This window comes from Neisseria viridiae (assembly GCF_962747995.1).
In the GTDB taxonomy this organism is placed as follows: Bacteria; Pseudomonadota; Gammaproteobacteria; order Burkholderiales; family Neisseriaceae; genus Neisseria; species Neisseria viridiae.
This window is the reverse complement of record NZ_CAUJAJ010000024.1, coordinates 1-22416: the sequence shown is the minus strand read 5'-3', so window position 1 is coordinate 22416 and position 22416 is coordinate 1. Positions and strand designations below refer to the sequence as shown.

Annotated in this window: 21 protein-coding genes, 1 other RNA gene and 1 other annotated feature; of the genes, 14 read left to right on the top strand and 8 right to left on the bottom strand. The window is 54.2% G+C overall.

The window, feature by feature from the left end; genetic code table 11:
* Nucleotides 1-248: 248 nt before the first annotated feature.
* The 4 genes from Q9J79_RS09885 to mutL all read right to left on the bottom strand — a co-directional run bounded on the left by Q9J79_RS09885 (nucleotide 249) and on the right by mutL (nucleotide 5483).
* Nucleotides 249-401 (bottom strand): hypothetical protein, encoded by a 153-nt coding sequence (locus tag Q9J79_RS09885; protein WP_301911998.1) that lies wholly within the window; start codon nucleotides 399-401, stop codon nucleotides 249-251.
* Between the two features lie 465 nt (nucleotides 402-866).
* Nucleotides 867-1202 carry a YbaB/EbfC family nucleoid-associated protein gene (locus Q9J79_RS09880; protein WP_002219073.1) on the bottom strand — a complete coding sequence of 112 codons (336 nt, stop codon included), beginning with the start codon at nucleotides 1200-1202 and terminating at the stop codon, nucleotides 867-869.
* 80 nt (nucleotides 1203-1282) lie between these two features.
* Nucleotides 1283-3412 (bottom strand): DNA polymerase III subunit gamma/tau, encoded by a 2130-nt coding sequence (gene dnaX / locus Q9J79_RS09875; protein WP_301911997.1) that lies wholly within the window; start codon nucleotides 3410-3412, stop codon nucleotides 1283-1285.
* Nucleotides 2184-2223 (bottom strand) — a sequence feature (This ribosomal frameshift element is known only in the genus Neisseria.). (Overlaps the previous gene by 40 nt.)
* Before the next feature lie 94 nt (nucleotides 3413-3506).
* Nucleotides 3507-5483 carry a DNA mismatch repair endonuclease MutL gene (mutL, locus tag Q9J79_RS09870; RefSeq protein ID WP_301911996.1) on the bottom strand — a complete coding sequence of 659 codons (1977 nt, stop codon included), beginning with the start codon at nucleotides 5481-5483 and terminating at the stop codon, nucleotides 3507-3509.
* A 143-nt stretch (nucleotides 5484-5626) separates the two neighbouring features.
* On the opposite strand from mutL, the gene Q9J79_RS09865 reads away from it, so the two are divergent.
* Genes Q9J79_RS09865 through purE form a run of 4 tightly spaced genes read left to right on the top strand, consistent with a single transcriptional unit; the run spans nucleotide 5627 to nucleotide 7738 of the window.
* Nucleotides 5627-5812, top strand: coding sequence for a DUF3460 family protein (locus Q9J79_RS09865; protein ID WP_002213027.1), 186 nt, complete (start codon nucleotides 5627-5629; stop codon nucleotides 5810-5812).
* Nucleotides 5813-5822: 10 nt separating this feature from the next.
* Nucleotides 5823-6491: a class I SAM-dependent methyltransferase gene (locus Q9J79_RS09860; protein ID WP_301911995.1), complete on the top strand. Its 669-nt coding sequence runs from the start codon at nucleotides 5823-5825 to the stop codon at nucleotides 6489-6491.
* Nucleotides 6491-7204, top strand: coding sequence for a tetratricopeptide repeat protein (locus Q9J79_RS09855; protein WP_301911994.1), 714 nt, complete (start codon nucleotides 6491-6493; stop codon nucleotides 7202-7204). Before Q9J79_RS09860 ends, Q9J79_RS09855 begins: the two co-directional genes overlap by 1 nt.
* A gap of 48 nt (nucleotides 7205-7252) precedes the next feature.
* Complete coding sequence (gene purE, locus Q9J79_RS09850) at nucleotides 7253-7738, top strand: 5-(carboxyamino)imidazole ribonucleotide mutase (protein ID WP_301911993.1); 486 nt, start codon at nucleotides 7253-7255, stop codon at nucleotides 7736-7738.
* A 71-nt stretch (nucleotides 7739-7809) separates the two neighbouring features.
* Here the strand turns inward: purE and aroA are convergent, their stop codons facing one another.
* Nucleotides 7810-9111: a 3-phosphoshikimate 1-carboxyvinyltransferase gene (gene aroA, locus Q9J79_RS09845; RefSeq protein WP_301911992.1), complete on the bottom strand. Its 1302-nt coding sequence runs from the start codon at nucleotides 9109-9111 to the stop codon at nucleotides 7810-7812.
* 391 nt (nucleotides 9112-9502) lie between these two features.
* Here aroA and greA point away from each other — a divergent pair, with 391 nt between their 5' ends.
* The 3 genes from greA to Q9J79_RS09830 all read left to right on the top strand — a co-directional run bounded on the left by greA (nucleotide 9503) and on the right by Q9J79_RS09830 (nucleotide 10614).
* On the top strand, nucleotides 9503-9979 hold the full coding sequence (gene greA, locus Q9J79_RS09840; RefSeq protein ID WP_002216944.1) for a transcription elongation factor GreA: 477 nt from the start codon (nucleotides 9503-9505) through the stop codon (nucleotides 9977-9979).
* Nucleotides 9980-10116: 137 nt separating this feature from the next.
* Complete coding sequence (locus Q9J79_RS09835) at nucleotides 10117-10260, top strand: hypothetical protein (RefSeq protein WP_019272407.1); 144 nt, start codon at nucleotides 10117-10119, stop codon at nucleotides 10258-10260.
* A gap of 171 nt (nucleotides 10261-10431) precedes the next feature.
* On the top strand, nucleotides 10432-10614 hold the full coding sequence (locus Q9J79_RS09830) for a hypothetical protein (RefSeq protein WP_301911991.1): 183 nt from the start codon (nucleotides 10432-10434) through the stop codon (nucleotides 10612-10614).
* Between the two features lie 61 nt (nucleotides 10615-10675).
* On the opposite strand, the gene Q9J79_RS09825 is transcribed toward Q9J79_RS09830, so the two are convergent.
* The 3 genes from Q9J79_RS09825 to Q9J79_RS09815 all read right to left on the bottom strand — a co-directional run bounded on the left by Q9J79_RS09825 (nucleotide 10676) and on the right by Q9J79_RS09815 (nucleotide 16133).
* Nucleotides 10676-11677 carry a tRNA dihydrouridine synthase gene (locus tag Q9J79_RS09825; protein ID WP_301911990.1) on the bottom strand — a complete coding sequence of 334 codons (1002 nt, stop codon included), beginning with the start codon at nucleotides 11675-11677 and terminating at the stop codon, nucleotides 10676-10678.
* A 99-nt stretch (nucleotides 11678-11776) separates the two neighbouring features.
* Nucleotides 11777-12211 carry a hypothetical protein gene (locus tag Q9J79_RS09820; protein ID WP_002213118.1) on the bottom strand — a complete coding sequence of 145 codons (435 nt, stop codon included), beginning with the start codon at nucleotides 12209-12211 and terminating at the stop codon, nucleotides 11777-11779.
* Between the two features lie 88 nt (nucleotides 12212-12299).
* Nucleotides 12300-16133, bottom strand: coding sequence for a DUF3683 domain-containing protein (locus tag Q9J79_RS09815; RefSeq protein WP_301912010.1), 3834 nt, complete (start codon nucleotides 16131-16133; stop codon nucleotides 12300-12302).
* 260 nt (nucleotides 16134-16393) lie between these two features.
* Here Q9J79_RS09815 and ffs point away from each other — a divergent pair.
* From ffs to Q9J79_RS09780, 7 genes are all read left to right on the top strand, one after another.
* An RNA gene (gene ffs / locus Q9J79_RS09810) (signal recognition particle sRNA small type) lies at nucleotides 16394-16490 on the top strand.
* A gap of 220 nt (nucleotides 16491-16710) precedes the next feature.
* A complete protein-coding gene (locus Q9J79_RS09805; protein ID WP_301911989.1) occupies nucleotides 16711-17130 on the top strand; it encodes a hypothetical protein in 420 nt (139 codons plus the stop codon).
* A gap of 96 nt (nucleotides 17131-17226) precedes the next feature.
* Nucleotides 17227-18918 carry a D-lactate dehydrogenase gene (dld, locus tag Q9J79_RS09800; protein WP_301911988.1) on the top strand — a complete coding sequence of 564 codons (1692 nt, stop codon included), beginning with the start codon at nucleotides 17227-17229 and terminating at the stop codon, nucleotides 18916-18918.
* Nucleotides 18919-19108: 190 nt separating this feature from the next.
* A complete protein-coding gene (locus Q9J79_RS09795) occupies nucleotides 19109-19480 on the top strand; it encodes a DUF2628 domain-containing protein (protein ID WP_301911987.1) in 372 nt (123 codons plus the stop codon).
* Between the two features lie 149 nt (nucleotides 19481-19629).
* Nucleotides 19630-20178: a carboxymuconolactone decarboxylase family protein gene (locus Q9J79_RS09790; RefSeq protein ID WP_301911986.1), complete on the top strand. Its 549-nt coding sequence runs from the start codon at nucleotides 19630-19632 to the stop codon at nucleotides 20176-20178.
* A 135-nt stretch (nucleotides 20179-20313) separates the two neighbouring features.
* Nucleotides 20314-21405: an acyl-CoA dehydrogenase family protein gene (locus tag Q9J79_RS09785; RefSeq protein ID WP_301911985.1), complete on the top strand. Its 1092-nt coding sequence runs from the start codon at nucleotides 20314-20316 to the stop codon at nucleotides 21403-21405.
* A gap of 647 nt (nucleotides 21406-22052) precedes the next feature.
* Nucleotides 22053-22223, top strand: coding sequence for a rubredoxin (locus Q9J79_RS09780; protein WP_002217326.1), 171 nt, complete (start codon nucleotides 22053-22055; stop codon nucleotides 22221-22223).
* The last annotated feature ends 193 nt before the right edge of the window (nucleotides 22224-22416 follow it).

The window sequence follows — 22416 nt, the reverse complement described above, 5'->3', positions numbered from 1 at the left end:
GCTTGGAATATATCATTTTTTTCGCGGGGGGGGGGATTTTACATTATTGGATGATTTTGAGGGAGGGGGGTTGGGGCTTTGGGTTGGTGCGGGTGGATTGGTGGAGGCGGCAATATTCAAAGATTATCTGAAAGTTTGAGGTTCCGGATTCCCGCTTTTGTGGGAATGACGGTCGGGGGTTTGTGTGGTTGTTGGCGGATTGGTGGGCTGAAGCCCACCCTACAGCCCAGCCTACTGGATTCCCGTTTTCACGGGAATGACGAAGTTTCAGACGGCATCGGAATTTTTGTGTTTTGGTGGGCTGAAGCCCAGCCTACGATATACGGATGCGGAAATGAATGGCAGGGCGTAATGGTAGGGTGGGCTTCAGCCTGCCGCTCCGACGGCATTTCAGACGGCATTTAAGCGGTACGGATGTGTAAATAATGGCAGGGTGGGCTTCAGCCTGCCGATTCCCGCTATTTTTGCCGTTTTTGCGTTCTTATCGTTCTCGCTGTTTTTGCCGTTCACGCCGAATCCTGCAAACTGATGCCGTCATTCCCGCGAAGGCGGGAATCCAGACCCGTCGGCACGGAAATTTATCGAGTAAAACGGTAATGGTAGGGTGGGCTTCAGCCCACCGATTCCGCCGAATCCCGCAACCTGCACGGGAATGACGAAGTTTCAGACGGCATCGGGGCATTGTTGTTTTGGTGGGCTGAAGCCCACCCTACAGCCCAGCCTACCGGATTCCCGTTTTTACGGGAATGACGGGGGTGTAAGTTTCTGTTCCGACGGGGCTGGATTTCCGTTTTCGCGGGAATGACGAAGTTTCAGACGGCATTGCCCTCCGTCATTCCCGCCTGCGTGGGAATGACGGTCGGGGATCAGCGGAAGAAGTCGCCCACGCCGGGGGGCAGACCTTGCGTGAATGCGCCCATTGTTTTGTTTGCGGTTTCTTCGGCTTTGCCACGGGCGGATTTGAGGGCGGCGAGGATGAGGTCTTCAAGCATTTCTTTGTCGTCGGCGGCTTCTTGAATCAAATCGGGGCTGATGTCGATTTTGCGTACTTCGTGCGCGCAGGTCATTGTGATTTTGACCAAGCCGTTGCCTGCTTCGCCTTCGATTTCGGTTTCGGCAAGTTTGGCTTGCGCTTTTTTCATATTTTCCTGCATTTGCTGCGCCTGTTTCATCAGGCCGCCTAATCCGGCTTTTCCGAACATACTGAATACTCCTGTTTGTGTTTGAATGAATGAGGGAAACGGCAATGCCGTCCGAAGGGTTCGGGCGGCATTATATCTGTTTATGGCCGGTTTGCCGCCAATTCCAGTGATTCGGGCTGCCATTGCGCGCCGAATGCTTGGAGGATTTTTTGTGCGGCGGGGTCGGCTTCGAGCAATGCTTGTGCTTTTTGCCTGTCTTCGGCTTGGACGCGCTTGTCCTGCATCGTGGGGGTTTCTCTGCCGGCTTCGTCGTGCCAGTCTTGGGTTTGCAGGGTGAGTTGCAGCCCGTAGGCTTGGGCAAGGGTGTCGCGGATTTTGTCGAGGCGTTTTTTGTCGGCGGTGGCGCGTGCTTCGGCGGTCATCGCCAAAACCATCAGGCCGGTGTCGGGATGGTATTCCGTCCACGCGGAGTGTTGCGCCGGCATTTGCGCCGCGCCGAGTTTGCGGGCGAAATGCCGGACGATGGCTGCCCAGTTTTCGGTGGAAAATTCGGGCGGCGGGGAGGACGGCGTGTTGTTTCCGCCGATGCCGCCTGCTTCTGCTTCTTCGTTCGCGCCTCCGCCTGCGGTATCGGCAGGGAGGACATTTGCCCAATCGGGCGGCGGGATTTCCACGCCGTCTTCCGAGGGGCAGTCATTATCCGGAATGCCGTAACCGTAGAAAGGTTCTGCAGGGGCTTCGTGCGCAAATGTTTCCGTTTCAACGGCTTCATCATTCGGTGTTGCCTGAATGGGGTTTTCAGACGGCACTTCGGACAAGGGGGCATCGGTTTCGTTGTCGGCTGCCTTGTTCTTGGAAACTTGGTTTTCGGGCGGCGTTCCGGCTTCGGATGCCGTCTGAATGCTTTTTGCCGATGCCTGCGCCGTGCCGGCTGCGGTTTGGGCTTCGTCCGGCGCGTCTTCCCAAGGCGGAACATTGTTGTTTTCTTGATTGGAAACGGGTTCGGCAGTTTTGCTTTCAGACGGCATTGCCGCTGCGGATGCCGTCTGAACGGGCGTTTGGGCGGTTTCTGCTTCAGGGCGCGCTTGGGGCTTTTTTGCGGCGGTTTCCTTTTCGGCGGTTTGTGCCGATGGGGATTTTAGTTCGGTATTTTCAATCACGGCGTTTGCATCACACGAAGCTGCCGCCAAGGGCGCAAACGCCAGCATACGCAGCAGGGTCATCATAAAGCCGGCGTATTCGTCGGGTGCGAGGCCCAGGTCGCGTTTGCCGTGGACGGCGATTTGGTAGTAAAGCTGGATTTGTTCGCCGCTTATGGTTTGGGCGAGGCGGTGCAGAATATCGGAATCGGGGTCGTCGTGCGCCAAGGCGGAGGGGACTGCCTGTATCAAGGCGAGGTGTTGCAGCAGTATGGCAAGTTCGCCCAAGGCGTTGTCAAAGCCGACGGCACACGCCGCCATTTCCTGTGCTTTGGCGAGCAGGGCTGCGCCGTCTTGGTTGATGATGCCTGTCAGCAGTTCGTAAAGGTATTGTTTGTCAACCGCACCAATCATTTGGCGGACATCGTTTTCGGCAACTTTGCCCGAACCTAGGGCGATGGCTTGGTCGAGCAGGCTTAAGGCATCGCGCATCGATCCGGCGGCGGCACGTCCCAAAAGTTGCAGGGCGGGGGGTTCGTAGGCGATTTTTTCGCTGTCGAGGACGTGGGCGAGGTGGCGGGCAACCTGTTGCGCGGTCATATTGCGTAAGACGAATTGCAGGCAGCGGCTCAAGACGGTAACGGGAACTTTGTGCGGATCGGTCGTGGCAAGGATGAATTTGACGTGTTCGGGCGGCTCTTCCAGCGTTTTGAGCATAGCGTTGAACGCGCTTTTGGAAAGCATATGCACTTCGTCGATGATATAGACTTTGTATTTGCCGGCGGTCGGCGCGTATTGGGCGTTTTCCAAGACTTCGCGGATGTTGTCGATGCCGGTGTTGGAGGCGGCGTCGATTTCCAATAAATCGACATAGCGTCCGGCATCGATCTGCGTACAGCTTTCGCATACGCCGCAAGGTTCGCCGTGTTGCGCGTTTTCGCAGTTGAGGCTTTTGGCAAGGATGCGGGCGATGGTGGTTTTGCCTACGCCGCGCGTTCCGGTCAGCAGGTAGGCGTGGTGTAGCCTGCCTTCGTCCAGGGCATTTTGCAGGGCTTTGACGACGTGTTCCTGACCGACTAAGTCGGAAAAGGTTTTGGGCCGCCATTTTCGGGCGAGAACTTGATAGGCCATATTTTTCTCTTGGTTTCGGTCGTGATGTTTCTGTCGGTGCGTCGGAATGCCGTCTGAACGGCGGTCTCGGGCGGCGTATTCTAGCACTTTCGGCTTATTGTCCGCGCAAGAACAGCGCGTCCAATTCTTTCAAAGTCAGTTTGACCCACGTCGGTCTGCCGTGGTTGCACTGGTTGCTGCGCGGCGTGTTTTCCATATCGCGCAGCAGCGCGTTCATTTCGGGCAAAGTCAGTTGGCGGCCGGCGCGGACTGAGCCGTGGCAGGACATAGTGGCGAGGATGCGGTTTTCGTGTTCTTCGATGGTTTGGCTGCTGCCGACTTGGGCGAGTTCGTTTAATACGTCTTTGGCGAGCGAGACGACATCGGCTTTGCCCAACATTGCGGGAACGGCGCGGACGGCGAGGGTGTTGCCGCCCATATCGGACAGTTCCAGCCCGAAGCCTGCCAGTGTTTCGGCGTGGTCGGCAAGGGCGGCGCATTCTTCGTGGGACGCGGCAAAGGTTACGGGAATAAGCAGGCGTTGGCTTTGCAGCCTGCCGTTTTCCCGACGTTGGCGTTTCATTTTTTCGTAGTTGACGCGTTCGGCGGCAGCGTGCATATCGATGAGCAACAGGCTGTCTTCGGCTTGGGCAAGAATGTAGATGCCTAGCAATTGGGCAATGGCAAAACCGAGCGGCGGCAGTTCGGATGGGGACGGGATGCCGTCTGAAAGCGGCGTATCTGTTTTGGGAGCAGGCGTTTCAGACGGCATATTGCCGAAACGTGCCTGCTCGAATCGGCTTAACTCAAGGTCGATGTCGTCGGTTTTTTTGTAGAGTTCGGCATAGGTGTTCATTGCCGCGCGGCTTTCGTGCAGGGACAGGTTGCGTTGTTGCGGCGCATATGCGGACTGATAGGGCATAGGCGCGGTTTTGCCTGATGCACCAAAGGCATTGCGCGTATCGGGTTTGTTGCCTGTCGGGTAGTCGGATGCGCGATCAAACAAATTTTCGCTGTCGTTTTCAGACGGCATTGGGGCAGGCGTAACGCCGGTAATGTCATGCAACACTTCGCCTGCGTTGCTGACGCTTTCGGTCAGGTCGGCGCGTGTGTCGGCAAGGGCTTTGTTGAGCGTATGGAACACGAGTTGGTGCACCTGCCGGCTGTCGCGGAAGCGGATTTCTGTTTTGGTCGGGTGGACGTTGACATCTACGGCTTCGGGCGGCAGGTCGAGGAAGAGGACGAAAGCGGGGGTGAGGGCGTTGTGCAAAACGTCGCGGTATGCCTGTTTGACGGCGTGGAGCATCACTTTGTCGCGGACAAAACGATGGTTGACGAAGCAGTATTGTTTGTCGGTTTTGCCTTTGGCGAAAGTCGGCTTGGCAATCGCGCCATAGAGCCGCAATGCGTCGCTGCCGCTGTCGATTTCCAATGATGCCGTCTGAAAATCATCGCCGACAATGGCGGCAATACGTTCGTGCAGGCTTTGGGTCGGGAGTTTGAACACTTGTTTGCTGTCGCGTTTGAGCGAGAAGGCAATGTGCGGATGCGCCAGCGCGAGGCGTTCGAGCATGGTGGCGCAGTGGGCGTATTCTGTATTTTCGGATTTGAGGAACTTGCGCCGCGCGGGGGTATTGAAGAAGAGTTCGGCGGCTTCGATGGTGGTGCCGACGGGGTGGGCGGCGGCGGTGGGGCTGCTGAGTTTGCCGTCTTCGGCTTTGACTTGGGTCGCGTGCGAACTGTCGTTCTGACGGCTGGTCAGGGTCAGGCGGCTGACGGAGGCGATGCTTGCCAAACCTTCGCCGCGAAAGCCCATACTGGCGACGTGTTCCAAATCGTTTAAGGTTTTGATTTTGCTGGTGGCGTGGCGGTGGAGCGCAAGTTCGATGTCGTCGGGGTGGATGCCGCCGCCGTTGTCGCTGACGCGAATCAGGCGGATGCCGCCGCCCGCCAGCTCGACTTCAATCGCCGTTGCGCCTGCATCGATACTGTTTTCAACGATTTCTTTCAAGGCGTTGGCAGGGCGTTCGACCACTTCGCCGGCGGCGATTTGGTTAACAAGATGGTCGGGCAGGGCGGCGATTCGGGACATAAGGCGGGCTTCCGTTGCAAAAAACGTCTTATTCTATAATAAAACCCCTTATCTTTCTGCCCGTATTCTTGATAAAAGCCGTTTATCCCGTTTGGAAAATACCAGTATAATCACGCCATATTCCGTAAAATTGGAGCACAAAGATGTATCACTACCAATCCGATGCCACACAATTCCTCAACCGCCTGATTGAAGAAAAACCTGAGTTGGAACAGCAGCGTTTGGAAAACAGGGGGCTTTTGTGGGATGTCGAACTCAATCCCGAAGAACAGGAAAACTTCGAGGCGGCAAAAGTAGCGAAAAAACCTTATACCTATTACCAAGACTGAACCCGCCGAAATGACGACCAATCTGTCCAATGTCGCACCGGACCTGCAAAACTATCTGAACAGCATCGGCGAACCCGAACATCCCGTTTTGACGCGGCTGCGTGAGAAGACCGGGCATCACCGTATGGGCAAAATGGCGATTGCGCGCGAACAGGCGGCGGTTTTGGTTTGGCTGGCAAAGCTGATTCGCGCGGAAAAATATCTGGAAGTCGGCGTGTTTACCGGATACAGCAGCACCGCGCTTGCATTGGCGTTGCCAGAACACGGGCGGATTACCGCCTGCGACATCAATGTAACCTTTACCGATACGGCGCGTCAGGTTTGGAACGAGGCCGGTGTGGCACATAAAATTAGCCTGCACCTGCAACCCGCATTGCTGACATTGGATGATTTGATTGCACAAGGCGAAGCCGGAAGCTACGATTTGGCACTGATAGACGCAGACAAACCGCCCACGCCGCAATATTTTGAGCGTTGCCTCAAGCTTGTCCGGCAAGGTGGCATCATTGCCATAGACAATATTTTGTTGAACGGAAGGGTGATGCGCGAGGCCGCTTCCGATGCGCCGCCCAGCGTCGGCATCCTCAAAGATTTCAATCAAAACCTGCCGAATGATGCGCGGATAATCCCCATTACCCTGCCCGTCGGCGACGGTTTGACCCTGCTTCTGAAAAAATAATGAAGACCAAATTACCGCTTTTTATTGTTTGGCTGACCGTATCCGCCGCCTGTGCTTCCGTTTCACCCGTTCCGGAGGGCAGCCGAACCGAAATGCCGACACGGGAAAATGCTTCAGACGGCATTCCCTATCCCGTTCCCACTCTGCAAGACCGTTTGGACGATTTGGAAAACAGGATTATCCGCCTGTCGAACGAAGTGGAAACCTTAAACGGCAAAGTCAAAGCACTGGAGCATGCGAAAACACACCCTTCCGGCAGGGTATACGCCCAAAAACTCGACGACCGCAAGTTGAAAGAGCATTATCTCAATACCGAAGGCGGCAGCGCATCCGCACATACCGTCGAAACCGCACAAAACCTCTACAATCAGGCACTCAAACACTATCAAAATGGCAGGTTTTCTGCCGCTGCCGCCCTGCTGAAAGGCGCGGACGGAGGCGACGGCGGCAGCATCGCGCAACGCAGTATGTACCTGTTGCTGCAAAGCAGGGCGCGTATGGGGAACTGCGAATCCGTCATCGAAATCGGAGGGCGTTACGCCAACCGTTTCAAAGACAGCCCAACTGCGCCCGAAGCCATATTCAAAATCGGCGAATGCCAATACAGGCTTCAGCAAAAAGACATTGCAAGGGCGACTTGGCGCAGCCTGATACAGACCTATCCCGGCAGCCCGGCGGCAAAACGCGCCGCCGCAGCCGTACGCAAACGATAGTTTTTCCGTTTTTCCCGCTTTTTACCCCATCCGCACCAAGGAGGATTTATGATACAAATCGGCATCATCATGGGCAGCAACAGCGATTGGCCCGTTATGCAGCAGGCAGCGCAGTTTCTTGAAGACTTCGGCGTGAAATACGAGGTGCGCGTCGTTTCCGCACACCGTACCCCGGATTTGATGTTTGAATACGCCGAAACCGCACGGGCGCGCGGCCTCAAAGCCATCATCGCCGGCGCGGGCGGCGCGGCGCATTTACCCGGTATGGTTGCCGCCAAGACCACCGTCCCCGTTTTGGGCGTGCCCGTCCCCAGTAAATACCTGCGCGGCGAAGATTCGCTTTTATCGATTGTACAAATGCCCAAAGGCGTACCCGTCGCCACCTTCGCCATCGGCGAAGGTGGCGCGGCAAATGCCGCATTGTTCGCCATCTCCATGCTCGCCGGCGAAAACCCCGAACTGGCGCAAAAACTGGCAGACTTCCGCGCCAAACAGGAACAGGCTGTTTTGGATATGGAATTGGAACAGATTTAAAACCCGCCGTCCGCGAATACACAAATGCCGTCTGAAGCCCTGTTTCGGGTTTCAGACGGCATTTTTCCGCCTTATTCCGCTGTTTCGGTCAGCGAAGAGAACACGTCGAAATAAGTCGGGAAGGTTTTATGGGTGCATTTCGGGTCATTGATGACGACGGGTACGCCCAACAAGGAAACCAGCGAGAAACACATCGCCATGCGGTGGTCGTCGTAAGTGTCGATGACGGCGTCGGGTGTCAGTGTTTCGGGCGGGGTGATGTGAATCGCTTCGGCTTCTTCGGCGACTTTTGCACCGAGTTTGCGCAACTCGTTTGCTATTGCGGCGATGCGGTCGGTTTCCTTGACGCGCCACGAACCGATGTTGCGAAGCGTGCAGGTTTGCCCTGTGGCAAGCGCGACGATGGCGAGGGTCATCGCGGCATCGGGGATATGGTTCGCATCCAAATCAAAGGCTTGGACGGCGCGTCCTTTCGGGCGCGAGACTTCGACGAAGTTTTCGCCCCAAACCACGTCCGCACCGATTTTTTCCAGTTCGCGGGCAAAGGCGACATCGCCCTGTATGCTGTTTGCGCCGATGCCGGTAACGCGGACGGGCGTGGCGGCAATCAAACCGGCTGCGAGGAAGTAGGACGCGCCGGAGGCATCGCCTTCGACGTGCAAGTGTTCGGGCGCGTGGTAGTGCGCATCGGCGGGAATTTTGAAGACGCGGTAGTCTTCATTGGCAACCTGTACGCCGAATTGCGCCATCAGTTTCAAAGTGATGTCGATGTAAGGCTTGGAAATCAACTCGCCGACCATACGGATTTCAAACGCCTGCCCGGTCAGCGGCAACGCCATCAAAAGGGCGGTCAGAAACTGGCTGGACACATTGCCTTTAATCGGAATCACGCGTTCGCCGTTGTCTTGGCGTTCGCCGATATGAAGCGGCGGATAGTGTTCGTTGCCGAGATATTTGACATCGGCACCGGCAATCCGCAACGCATCGACCAAATCGCCGATGGGGCGTTCGTGCATACGAGGCACGCCGTGCAGATGATAATCGCCGCCCGAAACAGCCAGCGCGGCGGTCAGCGGACGGAACGCCGTGCCCGCGTTGCCCAAAAACAAATCGGCAGAGCGGTTGGGGAAGCGTCCGCCCGTGCCGTGTACTTTCAGACGGCCTTCGGCAAGATATTCGATTTGGACGCCGAGTTTATCGAGTGCTTCGAGCATACGGTCGGTATCGTCGGATTTGAGCAGGGAATAGATTTCGCAAGCATTGTCGGACAAGGCGGCGAGCAGCAGGGTGCGGTTGCTGATGCTTTTGGAGCCGGGCAGGGCGACGGTGGAAGGTTTGAGACGGGCGGCGGGGAGGCGGAGGGATTCGGTCATGGCAAAACGTCAATATAAAGATAAAAACAGCCTGCATTATACTGGTGCAAATGCCGTCTGAAAAATCTCAGGTTTGGCATTTTCGGTTTTAAAGTTCGTGAATGTGGTTTTTTGTGCCGAAAATTGGTTATTTTAAAATTTTTTGTTTCTAAAATTTTTTTGTCGGTATATTTTCGGCTTTTGTTGCGGACATGGCGCATTTGCCGGCGGCACGGCACGATTGCCAATTTCATAGAATTTGGTAGAATAGCCGCTGTTCAACGACAGACAAGCCGCCGATTTTCCGGGCGGCTTGTGTTTTTATTTTAATATCCGGACGCACAAAGCAAGACGGTACGCGGAATGCTTGCTGCCGCAAACCGGTGTGCCGGAATATGGAGAAAAAAGACCGATGCAAAAAATCCCCCTGACCGTACGCGGTGCGGAATTGCTGAAACAGGAATTGCAGCAGCTCAAAAGCGTGGCGCGTCCCGAAGTGATCGAAGCGATTGCCGAAGCCAGATCGCACGGTGATTTGTCCGAAAACGCGGAATACGAAGCCGCCAAAGAACGCCAAGGTTTTATCGAGGGCCGCATTTCCGAGCTGGAACACAAACTTTCCGTTGCCCATATTATCAATCCGACCGAAATCCATGCCGAAGGCAAAATCGTGTTCGGTACGACGGTTACGCTGGAAGATTTGGAAACGGAAGAACACGTTACCTACCAAATTGTCGGTGAAGACGAGGCCGACATCAAACAGGGCAAAATCTATGTCGGCTCACCCATCGCCCGCGCCTTAATCGGCAAGGAAGAGGGCGATACGGCGGAAGTCCAAGCCCCGGGCGGCGTGCGCGAATACGACATTATCGAAGTCCGGTATATTTGATTCGGCGGTAAAATGCCGTCTGAAAGCCACGTTCGGGCTTCAGACGGCATTTTCTATGCTGCTCCCCCCCTTTTCATGCTTAGGTTAAACATGCTATATTTCCGAATCTTTTAAACTGTTTTCCACGAGGTGGCGAAATGAGCGAAACTGCTAAAATCAAAGTCAACGACTTGCCTGAAGATGCAGAAAAAACAAATGAAGAAGTCGAATTGCCCGTTGCCGGCGACGATAAAAAAGGCGGACACAGCGAGGGTGGCTGCTGCGGTGCGTGCGGCGGTTGATTCGAATCCATCAAATCGGGGCATCTGAAAAGTTTTGCAAAATTTTCAGGTGTCCTTTTTTATTTCCAAAGTAAATGAATGAAATAATGCGGTCAGGAGATTTATTTGACCATGGGCTTGTGGTAGATTCAGTACCGTATTTGATATGATTTTAACAAATCGGGAGGGGCAATGTTTTGGTATGTAATCGGCTTTTTCGCCTTTATCGTTTCGCTGCTGTCGCTGTGGGTCAATGCAGGCGCGTTCGGTATGCAGGAAGACGATACTCCGCAATCGGATTATGAAAAACGTTTGGGCTTGGGGGCGAAGTTGAAAAACAAAAATACGCCGAAAGCAGGGGAAAAACGGCAATAAAGATAACAAATGCCGTCTGAAAGGTTTTCAGACGGCATTTGCTTTGAAGCGCGGGAAACAGTCAAACATTCATCTCATACTCGAATGCGCTCAGGATTCGGCGCACTTCATCCGCATCCTTAACCGTTCGGACGCGGTCGAACAGCGTTTGCGCCGGGTCGAACGTTTTTTTCATCATGCCCAGCCATTGCTTAAGACGGGCGATCGGGTATTTATTGTTTGCCTCTTTTGCCAGGCACAGCTCGAAAAACTGCCGTATCCATGTGGAAACTTCGGCAAAATCGGTATCCGTAACGGGCAGGCCGCTTTCATATTGCTTGATTTGACGCGCCAAATCGGGGCGGATGACCGCGCCTCGCCCCAGCATGACGCTGTTGCAGCCGCTGATTGTTTTGATGCTGATATAGTCCTGCAGGCTGAAGACATCGCCGTTGGCGGTAACCGGGATATCGACGCTGTCTCGGATTTTCCTTATCCATTCCCAATGCGCCGGCGGTTCGTAACCCTCGGCTTTGGTACGCGCGTGTACGGTCAGTCCGCATGCGCCCCCTTCGGCAATCGCACAGGCGCATTCCAAAGCAGGGCTTTTGTCTTCATAGCCGAGCCGCATTTTCCCCGTCAGCGGAATATGTGCGGGTAAACGTTCGCGCAGCGTTTTGACGATATGGAATATCAGTTGCGGCTCTTTTAAAAGTATTGCGCCGCCTTTGTGTTTGTTGACGGTGGGTGCGGGGCAGCCGAAGTTCAAATCGATTTTGTCCGCACCGAAGCGGACGGCTTCCAGCGCATTCGCCGCCATATTGTCCGCATCGCTGCCCAGAAGTTGGACGGTGCAGGGCGTGCCGACGGGCGTTTTGTTCCCGTTGGCGATTTCGGGGACGTATTTTAACCAAGTGGCGCGGGAATGCACGGTATGGGTAATGCGTACAAATTCGCTGACGCATTCGTCGTAGCCGCCGATACGTGTCAGCAGGTCGCGCATCACATCGTCTACCAGCCCCTGCATAGGGGCAAGGATGATTCGGGTTTTTTGTTTGGGTTCGTTTGTTTGTCCGTCAATCATGATTCGGGTAGGTATGCAGAAAATTTTTTGCATTGTTTAGTATCACCACTACCAATCATTGTTATTCTCCTTGAGTTTAAGTTAAACAAAAAATGAAATTCAAATACTCTCTCTTAACTTATTGAGATCAATCATCAATATAAATAAAAAATATAAACTACCAGAATAACCAAAGCCACGAAAAATTTTTTCCAATATTTCACTATTTAAACAAAAAGCACCGCATACCCACGTTGATGATTCCGAAATAAAACACATCCATATTTCCATTACCGCCAACCATGACACTACTATCCTAATCAAAAATACTTTTTTATCTGCCCAAGCACTTTTTATATTTAACAATACAATATGATTTTGTAATTTAAAATCTAAGCTTTGCATTTTTCTAACCAGTGCAAACAAACAACCAAGCGCAATAAAAAAAGATTGGTAGGACTGGTAAAAAGGTAGAAATAGAATATTTAAGACCAATGGATAGATCCACATATACCTATTTGTTAAATTATTAATAAATTCTTTTTTGTTATCCATAAAATTTCCATAAAATATTGCGATGATTTGGTTCAAACAATGCCGTCTGAAGACTTTCGGCGTTCAGACGGCATTTCCGTGTCCGTTGTTACAGCAACACTTTCTCTACACCGCCGTTGTTGGCTTTTTTTACAAACTCATCCAGCCAGTTTTCGCCGAGGATGTGTTTCGCCATTTCGATGACGATGTAGTCGGCAGGCATATTGTTGTCGTCGGCGTAGCGGCTCAAACCTTGCAGGCAGGCGGGGCAGGAAGTCAGCATTTTGACGGGTTCGCCTTGCGGCAGCTCTTTGAGGTTTTTCTCGATTTCTTCCTGTTTGCGGAATTTGACTTGGGTGGCGATGTCGGGGCGTTTGACGGCGAACATGCCGGATTCGCCGCAGCAGCGGTCGCTTAAGATGACTTTCTGCCCCATGAGGCTGCTTGCCATTTGGGTGGCGTTCATGGTTTTGATGGGCGTGTGGCAGGGGTCGTGGTAGAGGTATTGCTGACCTTTCACGCCGTTCAGTTTCACGCCTTTTTCGAGCAGGTATTCGTGGATGTCGATGATGCGGCAGCCGGGGAAGATTTCCTCGAAGCGGTATTTTTCGAGCTGGTCGTAACAAGTGCCGCAACTGACGACGACGGTTTTGATGTCGAGGTAGTTGAGGGTGTTCGCCATGCGGTGGAAGGCGACGCGGTTGTTGGTGCTCATTTGTTCGGCTTTTGCCTTGTTGCCGCCTGCGTCCTGCGGATAGCCGCAACACATATAGCCGGGCGGCAGGACGGTTTGTACGCCGACGTGCCAGAGCATGGCTTGGACGGCGAGTCCGATTTGGCTGAACAAACGCTCAGAACCGCAACCGGGGAAGTAGAACACGGCTTCGGCATCTTCAGGCGTGGCAGGATTGCGGATGATGGGGATGCTTTTGTCGTCTTCGATGCCGAGCATGGAGCGTGGTGTTTTGGCGGGTACGTTTTTGGGCAGTGGGCGGTTGATGAAATGGATAACCTGTTCTTTAATCGGGGCTTTGCCGACGGTGGCTTTCGGTTCGGCTTTTTGTTTTTTGGTGCCGATTGGAAGGAGCTTGCCGATTTTGTAGGCAAAGTTTTGCGCGGGGAAGCCGGTCTGTATCATCGCGGCGCGAAGGGCTTTGATGGTTTTAGGGCCGGTGGCATTCAAAAACGCCATACCCATCGATGCGGCGGGCGCGAAGCGTTTGTGGCCGGAATCGGCAAGATAGTTGCGGATGGCTACGGTAACGTCGCCAAAGTCGATGTTGACCGGACAGGGTTTGACGCAACGGTGGCACACGGTGCAGTGGTCGCCGATGTCCATGAGTTCTTCGAAGTGTTTGATGGAAACGCCGCGGCGGGTTTGCTCTTCATATAAGAAGGCTTCGGTCAGCAGCCCCACGCCGAGGATTTTGTTGCGCGGGCTGTACAGCAGGTTGGCGCGCGGAACGTGGGTGGAGCAGACGGGTTTGCATTTGCCGCAACGCAGGCAGTCTTTGATGGAATCGGCGATGGTGCCGAGGTCTGATTTTTCCATAATCAGCGATTCCGCGCCCAAAAGCTCAAACGACGGTGTGTAGGCGTTGCGTAAGTCCGAACCTTTCATCAGTTTGTGACGGTTGAAGGTGTGTTTCGGATCGACTTGGTTTTTGTAGTCCCAAAACGGCTGCAAGTCTTCATCGGTCAGAAATTCGAGTTTGGTGATGCCGATGCCGTGTTCGCCGGAAATCACGCCGCCGAGCGAACGGGCGATTTTCATAATGCGTTCGACGCTGCGGTATGCCGTCTGAAGCATTTGGGCGTCGTCTGAATTGACCGGAATATTGGTGTGAACGTTACCGTCGCCGGCGTGCATATGCAGGGCGACGAAGACGCGGCTGCGTACGGTTTTGGCGTGGATTTTGTCCAAGCCTTGGATAATTTTGGTGTCGGTTTTGCCGCTGAAGATTTCAGAAAGCGGTTTCATTACGTCCACTTTGACAGACACGCGCAGGCGGAAATCGCGGAAGGCAATAAAGCAGCTTTCATTGTCTTTGGCTTCGGGCGCGGCATGGACGGCTGAGCCATAGCGTACTTTATAGTCGGCAAGCGGCGCGTCTAAGTTAGCAAGCAGCCATTCCCAACGCGCTTTGACGGCGGCAACGTGGGCTAGGGCGTGTTTGCCGCGTTCGCCCAAAAGCTCGGCGGTCGGCAGGTCGGTGCCCATTTTGTCGATGGGGAGTTTGCCCGAAAGATATTGCTCTAAGGCGGCACAGAGTTTGAGTTTGTTTTGGATGGAAAGCTCGATGTTGATGCGTTCGATGCCGTCCGAATACTCGCCCAGCCGCTCCAGCGGAATCACTACGTCTTCGTTGATTTTAAAGGCGTTGGTGTGCTTGGCGATGGCGGCGGTGCGGCTGCGGTCGAGCCAGAAGGTTTTGCGCGCTTCGGGCGACACGGCGATAAAGCCTTCGCCGTCGCGGGCGCGGGCGAGTTCGCAGATGTGTTCGGCGGCTGCCTCTACGGCGGCTTCGTCGTCTGAAACCACGTCTGCCAGCAAGACCATTTTCGGCCGTCCTTTGCCCGCCGCTTTGGTGGCGTAGCCGACGGCGCGGACATAACGCCAGTCCAAATGTTCCAAACCCGCCAGCCGCACGCTGTCGTGGGCGAGCAGGAAGTCGCGGATTTCGACGATAGAAGGCGTGGCGGTGGCGACCGTACCGAAAAACTCCATACACACGGTGCGCGTGTATTTCGGCATTTTATGCAATACGAAGGCAACGCCGGTGATGATGCCGTCCGTGCCTTCTTTCTGTACGCCGGGCAGGCCGCTCAAGAATTTGTCGGTAACGTCTTTGCCCAAACCGACTTTGCGGAATTTGTGGCCGGGGATTTCCAAGCGTTCGGTTTTAATGATATTGAGGCCGTCTGAATCCAGCGTGTGAACGTCGAACACGGCGGTTTCTTCGTCGTGGATTTTGCCGAAATTGTGGCGCACGCGCTCGATGCGCAGCCATTCGCCCTGCGGGTTGACCATCTGCCAGTAGGCGAGGTTGTCCAACGCCGTCCCCCACAGCACGGCTTTTTTGCCGCCTGCGTTCATCGCCACATTGCCGCCCACGCAGGACGCATCGGCGGAAGTCGGATCGACGGCGAACACCAAACCCGCCTGATGCGCGGTTTCTTCCACCCGCCGCGTTACCACGCCCGCGCCGCAATGGATAATCGGATGTTTGCCGTCCAAACCCGCCAGTTCGACAAATTCGACGCCGCGATGCTTGTCCAGCTTTTCCGTATTGATGACCGCGCTCATTGCGTCCAAAGGTACTGCGCCGCCGGTATAACCCGTACCGCCGCCACGCGGAATAATGACCAAATCCAGCTCGATTAAGGTGCGCACCAAAGGCGCAATTTCTGCCTCGGTATCAGGATTGACGACGACAAACGGATACTCCACGCGCCAGTCGGTTGCATCGGTAACGTGCGTTACGCGCGCCAATCCGTCAAACATGATGTTGTGCGGTTTGGTAATTTTGCTTAAGCGTTCCAAAATTTGATGGCGTTTTTGGCTGGTTTCATCAAAACTGCCGTCAAAACGCTCGACCGCCCTTTCCGCCGCTGCAACCAACACATCGACTTGCTGATTGTCGTCGCGGCGTTTGCGGATTTCATTTAAGCGGTGGCGCATTTCGCGTACCAGCGCGGCGCGGCGTTTCGGATGCTCCAGCAAATCATCGACCAGATACGGATTGCGCACGACCACCCAAATATCGCCCAATACTTCAAACAACATCCGCGCCGAACGTCCAGTTTTCCGTTGACCGCGCAGGTCTTGCAGAATCTGCCACGCCTCATCGCCCAACAGTCGGATGACGATTTCGCGGTCGGTGTAGGAAGTATAGTTGTAGGGAATTTCCCGAATACGCTGCGGGGCGGTAGTCGTGGTCATGGCGTGTCCGTGTTTGGTAGTTTTTATTTGAATGCCGTCTGAAAAGTCGGTTTCAGGCGGGTTTGAAAAGGCGATAATGTAGTTCAAATTTTGATATTTTTCAATGCCGAAACAGGAAATACCCTTATAGAAACAAAATAACGCTTTGAGAAATTGTTGACAATATTATCAAATATAAATTTTAGGTGGTGTTTCCGGCGTATGACCGTATCAAAACGGTTGAGTTTTTCAGAAAACCCGTTATAATGCCGTTTCTCTGAGGCGGGTCTCCCCGCATGGCAAATCGGAACACCGGGTCAGGGGCGGAAGCCAGCAGCCCACTCCGATGCGCCAGTGCCGGGGGTTTGGCCCGCCGCCCTATTTGAAACGCCGGAGCTTCGATGTTCCGGCGTTCCCGTATCGCACCGATGCCGTCTGAAAGCCGTTCAGACGGCATTTTCTTTACTTTGCCATAACGCATCATTACAATGTATCCATACAGGCCAATGAAGAACCGGCTTCATAAAAATGAAGTATGGTTCAATTTCAAGTTTATGACGAATAGGGCAGTTTGATTAAAGACTAAAGGAGTAGGCAAATGAAAAAACTTCTAATGATAACCCTCACCGGTATGCTTGCAGCTTGCGCAACAGGTGTCAATGTCGGCCGGTTGATGGTTGAAATGCCGCGGGGAGAACGCTCTGTCGTTGTGCAGGTTCCCGCGACAAATAACCTGCTTTCCGATGCGGTGGCTGTCGGAATGATTAAAACATCCGGCTCGCCTTCGACATCAAATATGATTGAAATGCTCGGCGCGGACAATATCAACGTCGGCGTGGTGGGAAGCAGCCAAATGCTTAATAAGGCGACCGCTCTTTATTCCTTAAACCATGCAAAGAAAGTCGGAAACAATGTCAGTGTCTATATGATGGGCGACAGCGAAAGCGACAAGGCCGATCTGGAAAACGCGGCAAATGCCAAAAATATTAAATTACATTATTTCTTTAACCAAAAATAATTTGCAGCGTGCAACTTGCCGCACCAAAATATCCAAATTGAACATACGGCGGCGTACCGGGATTTGCGCCGCCGCTTATCCCGATAGGAGAGTACCGTGAACGCCTCGCAATTAATCAGCAGCCTGACCCAAACCGTAGGCGAAAAATACATTATCACCGACCCCGCGAAAACCGAACAATACCGCCAAGGCTACCGCTTCGGCGAGGGTAAGGCATTGGCGGTGGTTCGTCCCGGAACCATTCTGGAAATGTGGAAAATTTTGCAGGCCTGTGTTGAAGCAGACGTGATTGTGATTACGCAGGCGGCGAATACCGGACTGACCGGCGGCTCGACCCCCGACGGCAACGATTACGACCGCGACATCGTGATTGTGAACACCATGCGGATGAACATCATCCAAACCATCAACAACAACCAACAAGTCGTCTGCCTGCCCGGCTCGACCCTGAACCAGCTTGAATTGCTGCTGAAACCTTTGGGGCGCGAACCGCATTCGGTCATCGGCTCTTCTTGCATCGGCGCGTCCGTTTTAGGCGGCGTGTGCAACAACTCCGGCGGCGCGTTGGTACAGCGCGGCCCGGCCTACACCGAAATGGCGCTGTTTGCCCAAATCAACGAAGAAGGCAGGTTGGAACTGGTCAACCACTTGGGCATAGACTTGGGCGACACGCCCGAAGAAATCCTGACCAATCTGCAAGGTCATCATTATCAAAACAAAGACATCAAACAAGACGCGGGCAAAGGACACGACCACGCCTATTGCGAACACGTCCGTCAAGTGGACGAACCGACCGCCGCGCGTTTCAATGCCGACCCCGCGCGCCATTACGAAGCCTCGGGCTGCGCGGGCAAACTGATGGTTTTTGCCGTCCGTTTGGACACCTTCCCGCAAGAGAAGCAGACCGCCGTGTTCTACATCGGTACCAACGACATCAACGAACTGACCGACATCCGCCGCGCCGCCTTGGGCGAATTTGAAAGCCTGCCCGTTTCCGGCGAATACATCCACCGCCACGCTTTCGACATTGCCGACGTGTACGGCAAAGACACATTCTACGTCATCAAAAAATTCGGTACGCACCAACTGCCGAAATTATTTGACTTGAAGGCGCGCGTGGACAGGTTCGGCAAAAAAGTCAGCTTCCTGCCCAAACATTTTTCCGACAAGGCAATGCAGTTCGTCAGCAAATTCCTGCCCGACCACCTGCCCAAATCCATGCGCGATTACCGCGACAAATACGAACACCATCTGATTCTGAAAATGGGCGGAAAAGGCGTGGATGAAGCGCGCGCGTTCCTGAAAGAATATTTTGAACACCACGGCGGCGCGTTTTTCGAATGCAACGCCGAAGAAACCCAAGCCGCGATGCTGCACCGTTTTGCCGTCGCTTCCGCCGCCATCCGCTACCGTGCCGTGCATGACGACGAAGTGGAAGACTTGGTTGCGCTGGACATCGCCCTGCGCCGCGACGACCGCGACTGGTTTGAAAAACTGCCGCCGGAAATCGACAATAAAATCATCCACAAGCTCTACTACGGACATTTCATGTGCCACGTTTTCCATCAGGATTACATCATCAAAAAAGGCAACGACTGCATGGCATTGGAACACGAAATGCTGCATCTCTTAGACCGGCGCGGCGCGCAATATCCCGCCGAACACAACGTCGGCCATTTGTATGAAGCCAAACCCGCGCTCAAACAGTTTTACCGCAAACTTGACCCGACCAACAGCTTCAACCCGGGCATAGGCAAAACCAGCAAAAAGAAAAACTGGGCGGAATAAGCGCGTCCGCTTTGAAGGCAGGCAATGCCGTCTGAAGGCAAAACACCGTTCAGACGGCATTGTCGGGTTTGAAGTTTCCCGTCGGGTAATCGCTTTCAAGCCGTATGCCGGCACACGGGCGCGCGTCTCACAAATAAAGTCTGATCCTACCGCCCCCAAAGGGCAGGGTTTCAACCGAAAAGGAAACACGATGAAACCATACAAAATCTACACTCATCCCGCCCTGCCGCCCCAAGCCGTCAAACAAGGCTGGTCGTGGCCGGGCCTTTTGTTCGGCACGCTGTGGGCGTGTTTCAAAAGAATGTGGGGTTTGGGGCTGGGGCTGACGGGCGCGATGTTTGTGCTGGCGGTGTTTGCCCAACTGGTTTACGGCGACACGCCCGCCACAGACTCGGCGTTTAATGTATTGGGCTTGGCGGTTTCCGTCTGGTTCGGCGCAAAGGGCAACAGCCTTTATGCGCACCACCTTTTATCGCGCGGCTATACCGAATTGCCCGAAACGGTTGAGGCAGCCAACCCCCAAGCCGCATTGGCGCAATATTTCGGGCGCGGGCGCGGCTAGGCGCGTTTCCCCGCTATGCCGTCTGAAAGGCTTCAGACGGCATTCCTTATAACTTTTCGTTTGCAGCACATAACCAATCAGTCTTTCCTATTCCGTTCCGAAATGCGTACTATGCGCCCGTCCCCAATATTTGCGAACAAGGAAAGAAAATGGCACGTTTAACCGTACACACCCTCGAAACCGCCCCCGAAGCCGCCAAAGCACGCGTCGAGGCGGTACTCAAAAACAACGGCTTCATCCCCAACCTCATCGGCGTATTGGCAAACGCCCCCGAAGCCTTGGCGTTTTACCAAGAAGTCGGCAAGCTCAACGCCGCCAACAGCCTGACCGCCGGCGAAATCGAAGTCATCCAGATCATCGCCGCCCGCACCAACCAATGCGGCTTTTGCGTGGCAGGGCACACCAAACTCGCAACCCTGAAAAAACTCCTTTCCGAACAATCCCTCAAAGCCGCCCGCGCTTTGGCGGCAGGCGAATTTGACGATGCCAAACTCGGCGCGCTCGCCGCCTTCACCCAAGCCGTAATGGCGAAAAAAGGCGCGGTATCCGACGACGAACTCAAAGCATTTTTCGATGCGGGCTACAACCAGCAGCAGGCAGTCGAAGTCGTGATGGGCGTAGCCTTGGCAACCCTGTGCAACTACGTCAACAACCTCGGACAAACCGAAATTAACCCCGAATTGCAGGCCTATGCCTGATACGGCAAACCGCCCGAATATCGGGCGGTTTTTCAAAAACACCCCCTCAAACAAAAACAAGCCGCCCAAGCGGCAGGGGAAGCAGCCGCCCATCAGCCGCGCCCCCGATTCCCCCGCAAACCTTAAGGAACAAAGATGAACGCCCAAACCCTGATTGCCAACGTTGCCGAACTCGTCAAAACCAAGCTCAAACCCATAGTGGACGACATCGACCGCAAAGGATACTACCCCGAAGCATTTATGCGCGAACTCGGCGCAATCGGCGGATATGCCTCGGTCGGCACACAAGAAGAAGGCGGCAACGGCTTAGGTTTGGCAACGCAAATCGCCGTATTGCGCGAAATCGGCAAAGAATGCGGCGCAACCTCCTTCAGCGCGTGGTGTCAGGCGGCTTGCGCGTGGTATCTGCACCAAACGCCCAACCAAGCCGTCAAAGACAAATACCTTGCCGACATCCTGCAAGGCAAAGTATTGGCGGGCACCGGAATGTCCAATACCGTCAAACACCTTGCCGGTATTGAAAAACACAACCTCCAAGCCGAACGCGTGGACGGCGGCTACAAAGTCAACGGCGCGCTGCCGTGGGTGTCCAATATCGGCGAAGACCACATCTGGGCAAATACCGCCCAAATCGGCGGCGGTTACGTTATGTTTATCACAGGCGGACAATGGGAAGGCGTAAGCCTGCAAAACTGCCCCGAATTTTGCGCCCTCGAAGGCACGCGCACCTTCAGCCTGAACTTCAAAGACGTATTTATCCCCGATGAAGACATCATCGCCGCGCCCGAACAGTTTGCCGATTATATCCAAAGCATCAAAGCAGGCTTCATCCTGCTGCAAATCGGCATCGGCGCGGGCGTGATTGAGGGCAGCCTCGGCATCATCCGCCTCGCCAACGTCGTCAACGCCGAAGTCAACAGCTACCTCGACGACGGCTACGACAGCCTCAAAGCAAGGCTGGACGGCGCGTGGGCAGAAACCGAACGGCTTGCCGGATTGGCGTGGGACAACACGCCCGACAACCTCGCCACCCTCAAGCTGCGCGAAGCCGCCGCCGTACTGGCTCTTGCCGCCGCGCAATCCGCCGCCCTGCATTCCGGCGCGAAAGGCTACCTGATGCGCAGTCCCGCCCAAAGGCGCGTCCGCGAAGCGATGTTCGTTGCCATCGTAACCCCCGCAATCAAACACCTACGCAAAGAAATAGCGGCAATCGAAGCCGCAAAATAAACAGGCGGAAAATGCCGAAACCCCCACCGCGTCATTCCCGCGAAAGCGGAAATCCAGCCCCCAACGCAACAGGAATCCATCGGAAAAAACAGAAACCCCCAAACCGTCATTCCCGCAAAAGCGGGAATCCAGCAAACGAAAAATCACAGGAATCCATCGGAAAAAACAGAAACCCCAAAACCGTCATTCCCGCAAAAGCGGGAATCCAGTAATCGAAAAACCACAGGAATCTATCGGAAAAACAGAAACCAAACAGACTAGATTCCCGCCTGCGCGGGAATGACGCGGGAGCGGGGGTCGTCATTCCCGCAAAAGCGGGAATCCAGCCCCCTAACGCAACAGGAATCCATCGAAAAAACCGAAACCTCCAAACCGTCATTCCCACGGAAGTGGGAATCCAGTAATCGAAAAACCACAGGAATCTATCGAAAAAAACAACCCCAAAAAAACCGGGCGGATACCGCACCATCCTTCCAAACCCTGATTTATAGCGGATGAACAAAAATCAGGGCAAGGCGGCGAAGTCGCAGACAGTACAAATAGTACGGGTGCTTCAGTACTTTAGAGAATCGTTCTCTTTGAGCTAAGGCGAGGCAACGCCGTACCGGTTTTTGTTAACCCACTATACAAAAAACAAGGAAACACAAATGGCGCAATATATGTGCGGCCCCTGCGGCTGGATTTACGATGAAGAACACGGCGACCCCGAACACGGCATCGCCCCCGGGACAAAGTTTGAAGACATTCCCGACGACTGGAAATGCCCCGAATGCGGCGTAGGCAAAGAAGATTTCTACCTGTTGGATTTCGTGATATAGCGGCAGCCGTACCCTTAGGGAAAACCCCGTTATCCGGCGTTCCGCCTGCGGCGGCAGGGAACGCCGTTTTATAGTGGATTAACAAAAATCAGGACAAGGCGACGAAGCCGCAGACAGTACAGAACCGATTCACTTGGTGCTTCAGCACCTTAGAGAATCGTTCTCTTTGAGCTAAGGCGAGGCAACGCCGTAC